Annotated in this window: 14 protein-coding genes; 3 read left to right on the forward strand and 11 right to left on the reverse strand. The window is 36.3% G+C overall.

What is annotated here, in order from left to right:
- The first annotated feature begins 287 nt into the window (after positions 1–287).
- Positions 288–1124, forward strand: coding sequence for a mechanosensitive ion channel family protein (locus tag AC58NB_RS09585; RefSeq protein WP_497426603.1), 837 nt, complete (start codon positions 288–290; stop codon positions 1122–1124).
- A 44-nt stretch (positions 1125–1168) separates the two neighbouring features.
- Here AC58NB_RS09585 and AC58NB_RS09590 read toward each other — a convergent pair whose 3' ends face one another.
- The 6 genes from AC58NB_RS09590 to AC58NB_RS09615 form a co-directional block, all read right to left on the reverse strand.
- Positions 1169–2287, reverse strand: coding sequence for an N-acetyldiaminopimelate deacetylase (locus AC58NB_RS09590; RefSeq protein WP_497426604.1), 1119 nt, complete (start codon positions 2285–2287; stop codon positions 1169–1171).
- Between the two features lie 70 nt (positions 2288–2357).
- Positions 2358–3068 carry a 2,3,4,5-tetrahydropyridine-2,6-dicarboxylate N-acetyltransferase gene (gene dapD, locus AC58NB_RS09595; RefSeq protein ID WP_497426605.1) on the reverse strand — a complete coding sequence of 237 codons (711 nt, stop codon included), beginning with the start codon at positions 3066–3068 and terminating at the stop codon, positions 2358–2360.
- Positions 3069–3141: 73 nt separating this feature from the next.
- Positions 3142–4020, reverse strand: coding sequence for a transcriptional regulator CcpC (ccpC, locus tag AC58NB_RS09600; protein WP_497426606.1), 879 nt, complete (start codon positions 4018–4020; stop codon positions 3142–3144).
- A 99-nt stretch (positions 4021–4119) separates the two neighbouring features.
- The gene (locus AC58NB_RS09605) at positions 4120–5634 is read right to left on the reverse strand and encodes an MDR family MFS transporter (RefSeq protein WP_497426607.1); all 1515 of its coding nucleotides are present in this window, start codon (positions 5632–5634) and stop codon (positions 4120–4122) included.
- Positions 5635–5878: 244 nt separating this feature from the next.
- Positions 5879–6325 (reverse strand): cyclic-di-AMP-binding protein CbpB, encoded by a 447-nt coding sequence (gene cbpB / locus AC58NB_RS09610; RefSeq protein ID WP_497426608.1) that lies wholly within the window; start codon positions 6323–6325, stop codon positions 5879–5881.
- A gap of 212 nt (positions 6326–6537) precedes the next feature.
- Complete coding sequence (locus AC58NB_RS09615; protein WP_066100892.1) at positions 6538–6777, reverse strand: YkuJ family protein; 240 nt, start codon at positions 6775–6777, stop codon at positions 6538–6540.
- A gap of 462 nt (positions 6778–7239) precedes the next feature.
- Between AC58NB_RS09615 and AC58NB_RS09620 the strand changes: the two genes are divergently transcribed.
- Complete coding sequence (locus AC58NB_RS09620; protein ID WP_497426609.1) at positions 7240–7479, forward strand: glutaredoxin family protein; 240 nt, start codon at positions 7240–7242, stop codon at positions 7477–7479.
- A gap of 53 nt (positions 7480–7532) precedes the next feature.
- Here AC58NB_RS09620 and AC58NB_RS09625 read toward each other — a convergent pair whose 3' ends face one another.
- From AC58NB_RS09625 to AC58NB_RS09640, 4 genes are all read right to left on the reverse strand, one after another.
- Entirely contained in the window at positions 7533–8174 is a 642-nt protein-coding gene (locus AC58NB_RS09625) for a DUF3993 domain-containing protein (RefSeq protein WP_497426610.1), read from the reverse strand.
- A 213-nt stretch (positions 8175–8387) separates the two neighbouring features.
- On the reverse strand, positions 8388–8813 hold the full coding sequence (locus tag AC58NB_RS09630) for a MaoC family dehydratase (protein ID WP_497426611.1): 426 nt from the start codon (positions 8811–8813) through the stop codon (positions 8388–8390).
- A 258-nt stretch (positions 8814–9071) separates the two neighbouring features.
- Entirely contained in the window at positions 9072–9836 is a 765-nt protein-coding gene (gene fadH / locus AC58NB_RS09635) for a 2,4-dienoyl-CoA reductase (protein WP_497426612.1), read from the reverse strand.
- Positions 9837–10197: 361 nt separating this feature from the next.
- A complete protein-coding gene (locus tag AC58NB_RS09640; protein WP_497426613.1) occupies positions 10198–10407 on the reverse strand; it encodes a hypothetical protein in 210 nt (69 codons plus the stop codon).
- Between the two features lie 322 nt (positions 10408–10729).
- On the opposite strand from AC58NB_RS09640, the gene AC58NB_RS09645 reads away from it, so the two are divergent.
- Positions 10730–11518: a metallophosphoesterase gene (locus AC58NB_RS09645; protein ID WP_497426614.1), complete on the forward strand. Its 789-nt coding sequence runs from the start codon at positions 10730–10732 to the stop codon at positions 11516–11518.
- 91 nt (positions 11519–11609) lie between these two features.
- Here AC58NB_RS09645 and AC58NB_RS09650 read toward each other — a convergent pair whose 3' ends face one another.
- Positions 11610–13724 carry a sensor domain-containing protein gene (locus AC58NB_RS09650; protein ID WP_497426615.1) on the reverse strand — a complete coding sequence of 705 codons (2115 nt, stop codon included), beginning with the start codon at positions 13722–13724 and terminating at the stop codon, positions 11610–11612.
- Positions 13725–13766: the final 42 nt, after the last annotated feature.

Below are 13766 nucleotides of genomic sequence, written 5' to 3' on the forward strand. Positions count from 1 at the left end.
CTAAAAACAAAGAATAGGTAAGAGCTCTACCAATACTCTTAATGATCTATAGCTTCACCCTTCTATCAAAATACGTGTAAGACTATTATGTCTTTTTGAACATTTTACCTTTCACTTGGCAAACCCTTGAACTTCCTATAAGGTATATCTATATTATTCTATGATGATAGGAAAAGAATGTATATACATTCCTATGATATCAAGATTATAGTATACCAAAAAAATAGGATCTACCATACAAGAACACTTCTGCTTATAAGAGGTAGTTAGGAGAAAGGATTGGTTTAATGGATCAGATGACGGTAATGGGTTTCAAATTTTCAGATTTAAAATGGGAAGGCTGGCTTTTTGATATTGGCATTTTGGCTCTAAAAATCTTTATATTTTATTTAATCTATAAAGTAGTCCGAGCATGTACCTTTAAAGTCATTGAAACGATTTTCTCTCGCATGCAGGCGAAGGAACATCTTTCAGATAATCGCACTAAAACATTGGAATCCTTAACAAAAAACGCTTTTGGATATGTTTTTATATTTATCTTAATTGTTACCATCCTGGAAATGTTCCAAATTGATGTTACTGCAATCCTTGCCGGTGCTGGAATCGTTGGCTTAGCGGTTGGTTTTGGAGCGCAGGGTTTAGTGAGTGATGTAGTAACAGGCTTTTTTATCCTCTTAGAAAAACAAATTGATGTTGGCGATGAAGTGACAATAGGAGTTATTAACGGCGTTGTAGAGGTAGTAGGACTTAAAACAATCCAAATAAGAGGTTTTGATGGCAGTCTTCACTTCATCCCAAATCGACAGGTTGCCATATTAAGTAATCATTCACGCGGTGCCATGCGTGCTATGGTGGAGATAAAACTTAAAGCAGAGGATAATTTAGAAGAAATTACAAAAGCCATAAAAGAAATATGCCATTCATTGGCTGAAAAAGATGATGATATCCTTATGGGACCAGAAATTCTAGGCATTCAGGATATTGGTACAGCAGATTATACGATCCGAATTGTTGCCAGAACAACTAACGGACAGCAATACCATGTTGAACGGCAATTACGTTCTCAAATAAAATTGGCTATTGATCAAATCAGACGTAAATATACTGTTGAAGGAGATGCATAATAAGAATAAAACCCGGTTGCCTCTTTGCAGCCGGGTTTATCTTTTTATTTTGATTTCATGCGAATATAGTCTGATATAACGGATACAGCAAAAGGCAAAGCCCTCTCATCAGGATTTAATTTTGAATGATGTAATCCATAAGAGGACTGAACACCAAGCCAGAACATAAAGCCTGGTGTATCTTTAATCATATATCCGAAATCCTCACCCGTCATTGCTTCCATACACTTCACAAATGACGTATCCTGACGTTGATAAAGAAAATCCATAAACTCTTCGGTCAATTGCTCTTCATTATACACCTGGTAGTATGCTGCTCCAAAATTAACGTTTATTTCACAACCAAGAGCCACTTCCATTCCTTTGGCCATATCCAGTATCCGCCCGCGAATCAACAGCATAGATTCTTCAGAAAGTGTCCGAATCGTTCCTTCAATACGGGCATTTTCGGCAATACTATTTTGCACGGTACCTCCTGTTATTTTTCCAATCGTAACAACAGCTGAATCGAGCGGATTAATATTTCTTGCCACAATCGTCTGAAGCTGATTGACAAACTGGCAGGATGCAATCACCATGTCATTCGTTAAATGCGGATAGGCAGCATGACCACCCTTGCCCTTAAAATCAATAAAAAGCTCCGACGTATTAGCAAAGAGCAAGCCTGTTTTGGTCGCAATCGTTCCTACCGGATATTCGGGAGCTATGTGCAATCCAAAAATTAAATCCGGCTTCCATTTTAAAAAATGTTCACTTGCAATCATCTCTTCTGCTCCGCCAGGCCCCTCTTCAGCAGGCTGGAACATAAATAAAACATGATCATTAATTGGATTTTCAACAAGATCTGTCAATACGCCAAGGGCAATAGTCATATGAAAATCATGGCCACAGGCATGCATATAATCTGCATGTTCAGATTTAAAAGACAGTTCCGTTTCTTCTCTGATCGGTAACCCATCTATATCAGCACGATATCCGATTGTTTTTCCCGGTGCTAATCCTTTCACTCTAACAAAGATACCCGTTCTCCATTTTTCCCATTCAATACGGTCCTCGGGTAAATTTTTTATGTACTCAATCAAATATTGCTGAGTCTTAAATTCCTTATACCCGGGTTCAGGAATTCGGTGCAAATCTCTCCTAATCGCGATTAGTTTCTCCATATCAAAGCCCACCTCTTCTCCAATTTAAAATAGGCGCGGAAATCAAGATCTCCACGCCTTTCCATACTTTTTATAATTGACGAAGCTCTTCCTTTATTTCAACTTTAGATTTCGTCTTTTCATCAATCTTTTTAATCACTTTTGCCGGGACACCCGCCACTACTGTATGAGCTGGAACATCTTCAACTACGATAGCTCCTGCTGCAACTACAGCTCCTTCACCTACTCGGACACCTTCTAGGATAACCGCATTGGCACCAACCAGTACATTATCCTCAATCACAACCGGATTGGCGGATGGCGGCTCAATTACTCCAGCTAATACTGCCCCTGCACCAATATGGCAATTTTCGCCGACTGTAGCACGTCCTCCAAGCACTGCGTTCATATCGATCATCGTCTTATCACCGATGCTTGCACCAATATTAATGGAAGCACCCATCATAATAACTGCATTATTGCCAATATGAACTTGATCGCGGATAATGGCACCCGGCTCAATTCTTGCATTAATCCCTTTTAAATCTAACAGTGGAATAGCAGAGTTTCGACGGTCATTTTCAATTACATAATCTTCAATTTTCGCCTTATTTTCTTCTAATGTCGGTTGAATATCAGACCACTCACCAAAAATAACCCCTGTATTTCCATTAATAAAGGACTTAACTTCAGGATTAAACGTAAGATCACTGATATCTCCCTTTATGTATACCTTTACCGGAGTTTTTTTAACGCTATTACCGATAAAAGAGATAATTTCATTTGCATCCATCATTTTCATGTATTATTTCTCTCCCCTAAATAATTTTCTATTACTTTAACAAACATGATTAAGAAAGACAAGAAATGAGATTTCATTTCTGCTTATTGACCATTTCCTCTACTAAACTAACAAATGCCTTAACCTGTCTAAGTTCAAGTGAAGCATCATAACTTACCAACCATGTCTTTCTTTCTACAGACTGTCCCTCCAAGTCATACAAGGGATGTTTAAAATAAGAAGCTTCCCCTTCTCTCAGAGAAATGCCAGGTAAAATGGCATATCCTATTCCGTTCATCACCATCTGTTTACAGGTTTCAATTTGATCAACCAAAATGGTCCGTGTCGGAGGGATTCCATAATGGCGAATCCACCAGTTTTGAATTTCTCGATAATAGTTCGAATCACTTTTAAACAAGATGAAGGGTCTTTCTGTCGATAACGCATCCGATAATTGGCTCAATTCGGTATCTACAAGGTACAAATGATCACTAAACAATAGTTTTTTATAACCATGCCAATCAGGTGCTCCTCTTAGTATACCAATATGAGAATCCCCATTATATATATTTTCAATCATTTCACTGCTCCAACCTGTAACCAATGAAATTTTAACATTCGGATATTTACTGACATATTCTTTTAAAACGGTTGGAAGCCAGTATTGACCTACGATAGAAGCACTGGCAATCTTTAATGTCCCTTGCACATTATGATTAAGAGCATCTACTTTTTCACGTGTTTTTTCTTTCAATTTCAGTGATTCCCTTGCAAATTGAACAACAATTTCTCCGGCCTCTGTTAACGTCATCCCTTTTGTTGACCTTATAAAAAGCGGGGTTCCCCATTCTCTCTCTATTGATTGAAGACGCTGTGAGAGTGCTGGCTGAGAGACAAACATTCTCTCAGCAGTCTTACGTAAATTTAATTCAACAGCAAGAGTATCCAATAATTCAAAATCAGTTATAACCATTTATTCCCCTCACAAACCAATCTAACTTAATCAGACATTCATTTTATTTTACCTTTATAGTCTGCTGAACTGCAAATAATTCAATATAGCTAATTTCACTTAGCTAATCTTACCCTCTTTCGGCATTTTCAGGATCAATATTGCACTCACAATCGCTAAAATAAAGACAATAATATAAACGATGCTTAATGAATGGGTCAATCCGTTCTGGAGGATCAGCATTCTGCCTGACTCTAACGAAGAACGAATATCCGAGTTCAATAATTCATTTATTGAGTTTAGATGTAACGTTTCATTCCCTTCTCCATTCTGTATAAAGTAGGCATTTAGTCGATTATTCAAAATTCCTCCCAAAAGGGCAGCACCAATCGTATTTCCCAGATTCCCCATAAACGTATTTGCAGCCGTAGCAACACCTCTTTGATTCCATTCCACATTGGATTGGATGGAAACAATGAAAGCTGTACTTGTCAGACCCATTCCTACTCCAAACAGAAATGATCCTGATGCTGCCAACATGACGTGAACATAATGAGGCAAAAGTGTAAAGACGAAGCCTCCCAAAACAATAAAAAAGCCTCCTATCATACAAGTACGGCGATAGCCAATTTTCAACATCATATTACCTGATAGGGTAGAGGCGATTGGCCATCCAATAGACATTGCAGTAAGTGTAAAGCCTGCAATAGTTGGCGATTTTCCCATGACCCCCTGTACAAATGTCGGTAAATAACTTGATATCCCAATCATCATAATTCCAGTCGTTAAAGATGTCAGATTGGCAAACAAAATTAATTTGTTTTTCCAGATAGAAAAGGGCATAACCGGTTCGTTAGTTCTATTCTCATGCTTAACAAATAATATGGACAAAAAGAGGATAAAGGAGATTAACAACAAGCTGGTAAATGAAATCCAGGAAAAGGCTATTCCACCTTCTACAAAGGTATACATTAGAAGTAATAAGATAACCGTAAGCAGTGCAGATCCGATATAATCGACTTTTTGCTTTTTAACGTGTTTATGCTCATGAAAGAAAAACAATAAACCGGCTATAGAGAGCAATCCTAGCGGGATATTCATCCAAAATATCCAGCTCCATGATATATACTCAATCAGTAACCCACCAAGCGCGGGTCCTAAAATCGCCGATATGCCCCAAACACTGGACAAATACCCTTGTATTTTTGCCCTTTCCTCTTTCTTGTAAATATCCCCGACAATCGTCATCGCTACCGGAGTAATGGCTCCTGCTCCAAAACCCTGGATTAAACGGAAAACAATTAAGCTTTGCATGGACCAGGCATATCCAGAACCAAGAGACCCCAACAGAAAAACTGTAAGTCCGAATAATAATACCGGTTTTCTGCCAAATAAATCTGATAACTTGCCATATATCAATACAGTTACGGCATTCATTAGCAAGTAGGCAGAGAAAACCCAGCTATATAAGGAGAAACCTCCCAGCTCGCCAACAATTTCAGGCAAGGCTGTAGAAACAATCGTCCCTTCTATAGCACCCATAAATAAGGCTAATATAATCGAAATTAGCACAAGCGGTCGTTTTGTCTCCCTCTTCTCCCGCTTTGCTTTATGTGATGCATGGTTTAACTCCATCTTTCCATGGCCCCCTCCTCTATTCATTTTAACTAAGTTTATTTCCAGAATAAAGCGTACTTTCGAATATTTAACTTAAACATAGGGCTTATGAACGGAATTTTAGCACTAACACTTTTTCTTTCCTCAACCTTATTATGTAGTTCTTAATCATTTTATCCAATACAAAAAACACCCGGAATTAGTCCGGATGTTTTTATATAATCTGTGCTATTTCGTAATTCATTGATAGAGATGACTGATTTTAATTATATTTAATGATTTTTAATATACGGTTGGTTTGCTTCATAACTTGCCTTCTGGTCAATATCCCTTCGAATGTTCCTGCTGTACCGACGACACAAATAAATGGATGGTCAATAAGTAAATCCATCGCTCTCTCAATTGAATCATCTTCTTTAAGACATGGGAGACTTGAATCCATAACTTCGGCAACCTTCATCTCTTCCAGTTTTTCAAATTCAATTCGCTCAAGACCCAATATTGCATCCATGATTTTTGGTGTACTGATCAATCCATGCAACTTATAGTCATGATCCAGTACTGGTATAGCAGTATATCCACTTCGTGTTAGTACCAATAAAGCATGTTCCAGATTATTTTCCTGTTGCACATGAGCAACACGTTCAGATGAAATCATTAAATCCTTCACAGTCAGTTCAAATCCATCTAACTTTTGTATATCTAACATGGTTAAGTACCCCTTATATAGTTAATTCCTGTTTATCCACTTTTGTTTGTGCTCGGATGACTCAAGTATCAAACCGCCAGTAGTAATAGATCCTTCTTCTCCACTTCAGGCTTAATTTTAGTAAGAGCATTTCAGAATTCTACTTCCACAATTAGGACAAATGCCATCAGGAAAATGATAATGGATCATAACCAAATCATCTTATTTTCAAATTAGCTATAGATTAACTCGAAAATTTCAATTGCAATCATATCAATGTTATCAAATTGATACTTCATAGTCTTTCCTTTGTCCTGGAAAATCTCTAGCTCGAATGTTTCAGTTTTATCGAAATAAGAAACCTGGCATTTAACCTGGCCTTCAACTTCAAACACACGTTGTGCTGTATCAGATACTTTCCCTTGCTCCTGTAGGTTTTTTAAACGTGATAGAATTCCTTGTAATCGTGACATATCTAATATATGCTCCTTTCATGACTTACCAACAAATAAATATTGTTTCTTATGGACTGGCCATTAGTAACAGAATATAGGAATAGGCATAATTTGAACACCCAAATTCATTATACCGTATTTGATGGTTATACCCTTTATTTCATCTCTTTTTTCAAGAGACTTTCTCATTTTATCATAAAAACGTTCTAAGAAAAATTCCAGGGCTATTTTTTCATTAATAAAATTAGCTTTATATACTTTTCTTCTCTTATTGTTCCAAATCTAAAATGACAATATGAGTGATGCAGCATACTATTCCCTTATATTTTTAATGTACCCATCTCTCCCATTAAAATAACGAATCTGTGTCTTGTCCGTTTTACTCATTAATAGAGGAAAGAAAAAAAATGTATTAAGCCTTCCTCATTGCAAGTTTCATGTATACTAGTAGAAAGAAATCATTCGAAAGAAGGAAAAACAGTGAAACCCATTATCTTTTTTACACAACCAGGCTGTCCGCCATGCGCTTACGCTAAAAATTATTTTGATGAGCACAATATTCCGTATATCTTAAAAGATATTCAGAAGGATGCCAAGGCAAAAAAAATGTTAGTAACAAAATACGATTCTTATTCTACCCCCACTTTTGTGATTGGGGATGAAGTAATCATTGGATTTGATCAGGAGCGAATTTTGAAACAGCTAAACAGCTCAAATTAACAATAGAAAAGCTAATCCTATTTGTATACAAGGATTAGCTTTTTCTTTGGTGATTATTTTAGACCATTTATACCAAACCAATGAGACATTTGATTAATAAATCCATAGCTTATATAATTGGTTATGTCATCTACTAAAGTTTGACTGGATGGTTCTTCCTCTTTACTCACCTTTTGCACCGTTTCTTTACTGCTATCAAGTACTTCCGGGTCGAAAGCAATTTGATAATCATTAATCATCCATTTATTTTCATCATAGAATAGCCCGATTGCTTCATAATGCCCTTCAGAGCTTATTGGCCCATCGGTACTTTCCGGAAACCATTCATAAACATACCACTGGTCATTCGTTGAGCTATATCCAAATTTAGTACGATCACTATATGTAAAAAACGGAATATAATAGAGTGCTATATCGGTACCATAAGTTTGGTAACCACTGCCGTCCATATTTTCTTGTACATTCATGTTTATAAAATCCTCAGTGTATTCCTTAGAGAAGGATTTTCCTAATAAATCGCGTATTTCGTCCATTGTTCTTGGTTGTTCAGAGAGAGATACTTGCAATTGAAATGACTCATCCAGTAGATTAAATACTTGCTGTTTGTCCAATTCGCTGCTAGCATCCGCTTTCGCAAGAGGAGAAACTGCTAATGCAAGTATGACAGTAAACAATGATGTTAAAACCTTTTTCATTATGATCCTCCTTTTTGAATACATCTATCTTAAGGCCTTTAATTAGCTTATTCCCCTTTTTACCAGAATAAACACTTTATATAGAAAAAAGAAAAAAAGAAGCCAACAGGAGATTGATGGGCCAACATCTTTCCCTCAGATAGTAATCGATGATTCTACTTTTAGATTCCAGAGGACCATTTCATTTAAAAGCTAGTCACTGTTCGTATTTCATTATCGTTTTATTAAAACGGACAATTCACCCTCAAAAACTTTTTCTTCTTTATCATTAAAAGTAGTTAATAATACTGTAAGAATTCCCGTTTCATTTTTCTTCGCTTCCTTGTCAATAACCTCAACAATGGTATGTAATTCATCATTGGGATAGACGGGCTTTATAAATTTTATATTATTCATCTTTGTTCCAGCGATGACATCATCACCATAGATACCTTGTTCAACCCACAATTTAAATGAAATGGCTAATGTATGTATACCAGAAGCAATAATTCCATTAAACCTTCCCTGATTTGCTTTTTCCTCATCCAAATGCATATACTGAGGATCAAACTCAGCTGCAAATTTCATAATATCCTCTGCAGATAATTTATATGATTTAGTTTCGAATACCTGTCCAATTGCAAACTCACCTAACTTCATTCATACACCTCGATTGATTTAAAGTACTATTCATTTATAGTAGCATCATCTACTTAATAAGATAAAATAATAGTCCTAGCCCTTTTTAGTTAAAGAAGAGTGAACTCAAAAAAAAACACCGAATGACTCTATTTAAAATGAAGTATAGATAGCACAAAAAGGAATCCAATTGTATTCACTTAATTGGATTCCTTTTTCTACATATTTATATTGCCTAAAACTAAAAACCTTCACGCGATATTTTAGCCTCATCTATCATTAAAAAGGAAACTTATTGAGATGAGCACCGCCATCCATAGTGATACAATCACCGTTAATGAAATAAGAACGATCAGATAATAGATACAATGCTAAATCAGCGATTTCCTCCGGTTTTCCCATTCTTCCAAGAGGAACACTTTCGAGCGTTCTTTGAGCCGCTTCTTCAGACTGAAATAACTTATCAGCTCCTCCAGTCCTTTCAATCGGTCCAGGAGCGATCGCATTTACTCTAAAACCGTATTTTTTTCCCCATTCTACAGCTAAAGTTCTTGTCATTGCCAGAACACCGGCCTTTGCAGAAGCTGAGTGAATGACATATGGACCAGCATCCCACGCATAGGTAGCCACCATATTTATGATAGATCCCTTAATCCCTTTTTCGATCCAATACTTTCCTACTAAACTACTGCAGTAAAAGGTACCATTTAGGACTATGTCAATGACAGATCTCCATCCATTCGGTGATAAATCCTCAGCAGGACAGATAAAATTCCCTGCTGCGTTATTTATTAAATAATCAATAGTGCCAAATTTACTTACTGTCTCATCAATTGTTCTCTGAACATCCTCGACATTACGAACATCCATCTGAACGGCTAATGTATTCTCCGGACCAACAGGAAACTCCTTTAATGTGTTTTCCAGTTTCTCTTTATTCCTTCCAGTTATGACCACTTTTGCCCCCTCTTGCGCAAAACGATATGCCATAGCCTTCCCCATCCCACTTGAACCACCAGTAACAATCACTACTTTCCCCTTCATAACACCCCTCCAAAAAATGAATGAACATTCACTTTTTATTATATCACAAAATTCTGTTAATTATATCCAAAATTAAAATTAGTAACTAATATATTAATAGGAGAGACTTTTATGAGAAAAACAAGCGTACCCTAGACTCCTCAGTGCGGAGCGCGAGCTGGCTTGATTCTTGCCCGCGGAAAGCGAGCCCATTCTGTAAAAATAGCTTTAACCGAATCGGAAAGAATAGCGAAAACAAAAAAACTGTAGACAAGCCCTAAAAAATAAGGGATTTGTCTACAGTCTGAAAGGATAGCCAGCTAGCTATGCTTTTTAACAATAAAAAAATTTTGATATTTTCATGTATGTATTTTAGTACACTTTATGATTGATTAATGAGCTCATTTAGTTTAGAAAGAGTACTTATTAAGGTTTCTTTCTTATTTGTCCCTTTGCTGTTTACCTTTAAATCATTAAGCATAACAAATACTCTGCCTGGATCTCCATTTTTATGAAATCCATACATGTATACTTTGATCATCCCTATTTTTGAAGGAAGGTAGATCATTTCGTATGATTTGGCTCTTTTCATCTGCAACACCCTCGTCCTCAGAATGAAACTGTCCATTCAGTTAACTGATATAAATTATAAATCTAATCAATCTAAATACCTATCATTCTTACATTTTACCTTAATACATTCTGTTAATCTATAGACCAAATAGCACATATATTTGTAACCAAAAATTAATATTCATACATCTTAACAATCAGCATAATGAATGATAGGATAAGATTGACCATTATGAGATAGGAACCTTACTATGAAAAAAATAACTAGACGACTCTTTTTAAAAAGATCATTCATCTATATAGCAACTATTTTTTGCTCTCTTGTAGGAGGGCGTTTTTATATGAAAGATATTGAACCTTCCTGGATTGATATTACGAATTATAGTTATTCACATCCACGCATTCCTGAATCCTTTAATAATATACGGATTGTTCAATTCAGTGATACTCATTTAGGTTTTCAATATAATCTATCAGATTTAGAAAAAACGATTGAAACCATTCAATCACTTGAGCCTGATATCATTTGCTTTACAGGTGATTTAATGGATAATCCGAATGAATATCAGGTAACCCCTGAACTTAATAGATTATTAAGTCAACTGAAGGCACCGCTTGGTAAATATAGTGTATATGGCAATCATGACCATGGGGGTTATGGGACAGAGATGTACAAAGAGATCATGACTAATAATGGATTTACCCTGTTGGTAAATGAATCAAACATCATTACCCATGCGGATGGCAGTCAAATCGTTATAAGCGGAGTTGATGATGCAATGCTCGGCAAGCCAAGTCTGGATGTTAGCATACCGGAACAATCAAATGAATTATTTACTATTCTTATGTCACACGCTCCTGATTATGCTGATTCTGCAGCCAGATACCCTGTTCAATTACAATTAAGCGGACATAGTCATGGCGGACAAATTCAAATTCCACTGCTAGGTGCGATCGTAACCCCTCCTTTTGCAGAAAAGTATAGCGAAGGATCCTATTCAGTTGACCAATTATCCTTGTATGTAAATCGTGGTCTCGGGACCACCAGAATTCCCTACCGCCTATTTTCACGTCCAGAAATTACGGTGATTGATTTGCAAAATGGTACAGCTGGCCTCAAGAAACAATAATAGGCAAACAACAGCTTTTATATGCCCATAGGTTAACAGACATTTGCCTGTCTATCCTGTGGATTTATGAAATGACTGTTGTTTGCCTTTTCTAGTGCTTTTTTTTCAGAAATTGCTGCTCTGCTTCAACAGCAGGGATTGGTCTTGAAAAATAAAACCCCTGCGCTTTTTCACATTGTATATCTAACAAGAATTCCACCTGTTCCTTTGTTTCAACGCCCTCTGCGATAACTTCGAGCCCTAAACTATGTCCCAAATGGATAATTGTTCTTGTAATTGCTGCATCCTTACTGTCGGTCATCAGTTCACTTATAAAAGAACGGTCTATTTTTAGCGTATTTAATGGGAATTGCTTCAAATAACTTAAAGATGAATACCCTGTTCCAAAATCATCCACCGATATACTCAATCCTAATTTTTTCATTTCTATCAGTGTTTCATTCGTTTCTTGCGTATCCTGAATGGTTCCTTCAGTAATTTCTATTTCCAATGAAGAGGCTTTAATATCATACTGAAGCATATACTGTTGGATTGTTTCAACAATATTTGGCTGCTGAAATTGTTTGGGTGACAAATTTATGGCTACTTTCGTAGAATACCCACTTAGATTCCACTTATTAAGTTGCTTGCAGACTTCTTCCAAAACCCATTCTCCAATTGGGATGATTAATCCTGTATCTTCTGCCACAGGAATAAATTCTGCAGGAGAAACATATCCCAACTTGGAATGATTCCACCTTAACAACGCTTCAAAACTGGTTGTTTCATTTGTAACCAGGTTAATTTGAGGTTGATAATATACCGATAATTCATTTTTTTCAATAGCTCTTCGTAAACTTGTATCCATTAAATAAGGATTCGAAAACTGATCATTCCTCATACCCGCACTATAGAATAGAAAGTGAGCTCTTCCCCTCTTTTTCACCTGATAAAGAGCATGATCTGCTTTTTGCATTAAAGTGACTAGATCCGAACCATCATATGGGTACATACTAATTCCCAGACTTGCCGTAACATAATATTGCTGCTTATCAATATGAAAGGGCTCTTCGAGAAGAATTAGAATTCCCTCAATAAACTGGATGGTGTCTTCTCTGGATGTATTCTCCAGCAAGATAACAAACTCATCTCCACCCTGCCTATAAACAGAATGGTCACCACCTTGAATTGATAGAAGACGCTGGCTGATGACTTTTAAAAGCTGATCTCCAGACTGGTGCCCAAAAGAATCATTCATAAATTTAAAACGGTCCAGATCCATATAAATTAAAGAAAATTCATTTTTCGCTTCTTTTGCACGATGTATAGCTTCATGTAAATCCTTCATTAAAGCAGATCGATTAAAAAGTCCTGTCATTTGATCATGTAAGTTCATATATTTAATCTTTTCCGTGTTCTTCACCTGTTCAGAAAGGTCCCGCATAATAAAATAAACACCTTTTATTTCATGGTTCACAATGATTGGGACAGATTTGAGTTGAATTTGGATATAATGGCCTTTTTTATGCAGGAAAATCACATCAGATGTTTCCATCGAATAACCTTTTAAGGCCCTTTCTAATAAATTCATAATCCTTCCACAGTCATCAGAATGAATATAATGAAAAAATGAGGCATTTTTAAGATGCTTTTCCTGATACCCTGTAATCGACAAAGTCGAAGGATTACAGTTTAGGATATCACCTTTGCAGTTAAGCGAAAAAATCGCGTCCATATTATGATCCACTAATGAACGATAGATTTGTTCACTTTCTATAACAAACTCATTCTCTTTTATAGAATGGGTAGACAAGTGTGTTATGCCTACCAAATAAGCCATCTTTCCTTCAGCATCATAAAGAGGGCTTATGGTTGTTTCTCCAAAGTATTCATGACCCTCCCGATCATGTAATACATCCAAGAATGACACAGGTTTTTGATCATCTCTTACTTGTTCATAATATCGCTGAAGTAATCCAGCCCTTTCTGCAGGCAAACAATCGTACCATGTATTTCCTATGCAATCTTCAGATATACCCGTTAATTTGTAAACTGATTCATTTATAAAGGCATATCGTAATATGTTCTCTGCATCAAATTCCATGACAAACACCAACTCTTCAATATGATGAAACAAAATATTGAAGAGTACATTCTGACTCTGTGAAATGTTTATCCCTTTATTTCCTTTATATTTTTTTAGTATGTTATTCTTTAACGTTGTCATAGACATGGCACCTATCAGTTTATTTATTAGAAATAAATTACA

The organism is Pradoshia sp. TA40_28, assembly GCF_059694525.1.

Coding starts and splice junctions, on each gene's coding strand:
- AC58NB_RS09630 (WP_497426611.1), bottom strand. CDS start 8,813: ATGAAGTTAGGTGAGTTTGCAATTGGACAGGTATTCGAAACTAAATCA.
- AC58NB_RS09625 (WP_497426610.1), bottom strand. CDS start 8,174: ATGAAAAAGGTTTTAACATCATTGTTTACTGTCATACTTGCATTAGCA.
- AC58NB_RS09585 (WP_497426603.1), top strand. CDS start 288: ATGGATCAGATGACGGTAATGGGTTTCAAATTTTCAGATTTAAAATGG.
- AC58NB_RS09605 (WP_497426607.1), bottom strand. CDS start 5,634: ATGGAGTTAAACCATGCATCACATAAAGCAAAGCGGGAGAAGAGGGAG.
- dapD (WP_497426605.1), bottom strand. CDS start 3,068: ATGAAAATGATGGATGCAAATGAAATTATCTCTTTTATCGGTAATAGC.
- cbpB (WP_497426608.1), bottom strand. CDS start 6,325: ATGTTAGATATACAAAAGTTAGATGGATTTGAACTGACTGTGAAGGAT.
- fadH (WP_497426612.1), bottom strand. CDS start 9,836: ATGAAGGGGAAAGTAGTGATTGTTACTGGTGGTTCAAGTGGGATGGGG.
- ccpC (WP_497426606.1), bottom strand. CDS start 4,020: ATGGTTATAACTGATTTTGAATTATTGGATACTCTTGCTGTTGAATTA.
- AC58NB_RS09615 (WP_066100892.1), bottom strand. CDS start 6,777: ATGTCACGATTACAAGGAATTCTATCACGTTTAAAAAACCTACAGGAG.
- AC58NB_RS09650 (WP_497426615.1), bottom strand. CDS start 13,724: ATGACAACGTTAAAGAATAACATACTAAAAAAATATAAAGGAAATAAA.
- AC58NB_RS09640 (WP_497426613.1), bottom strand. CDS start 10,407: ATGAAAAGAGCCAAATCATACGAAATGATCTACCTTCCTTCAAAAATA.
- AC58NB_RS09645 (WP_497426614.1), top strand. CDS start 10,730: ATGAAAGATATTGAACCTTCCTGGATTGATATTACGAATTATAGTTAT.
- AC58NB_RS09590 (WP_497426604.1), bottom strand. CDS start 2,287: ATGGAGAAACTAATCGCGATTAGGAGAGATTTGCACCGAATTCCTGAA.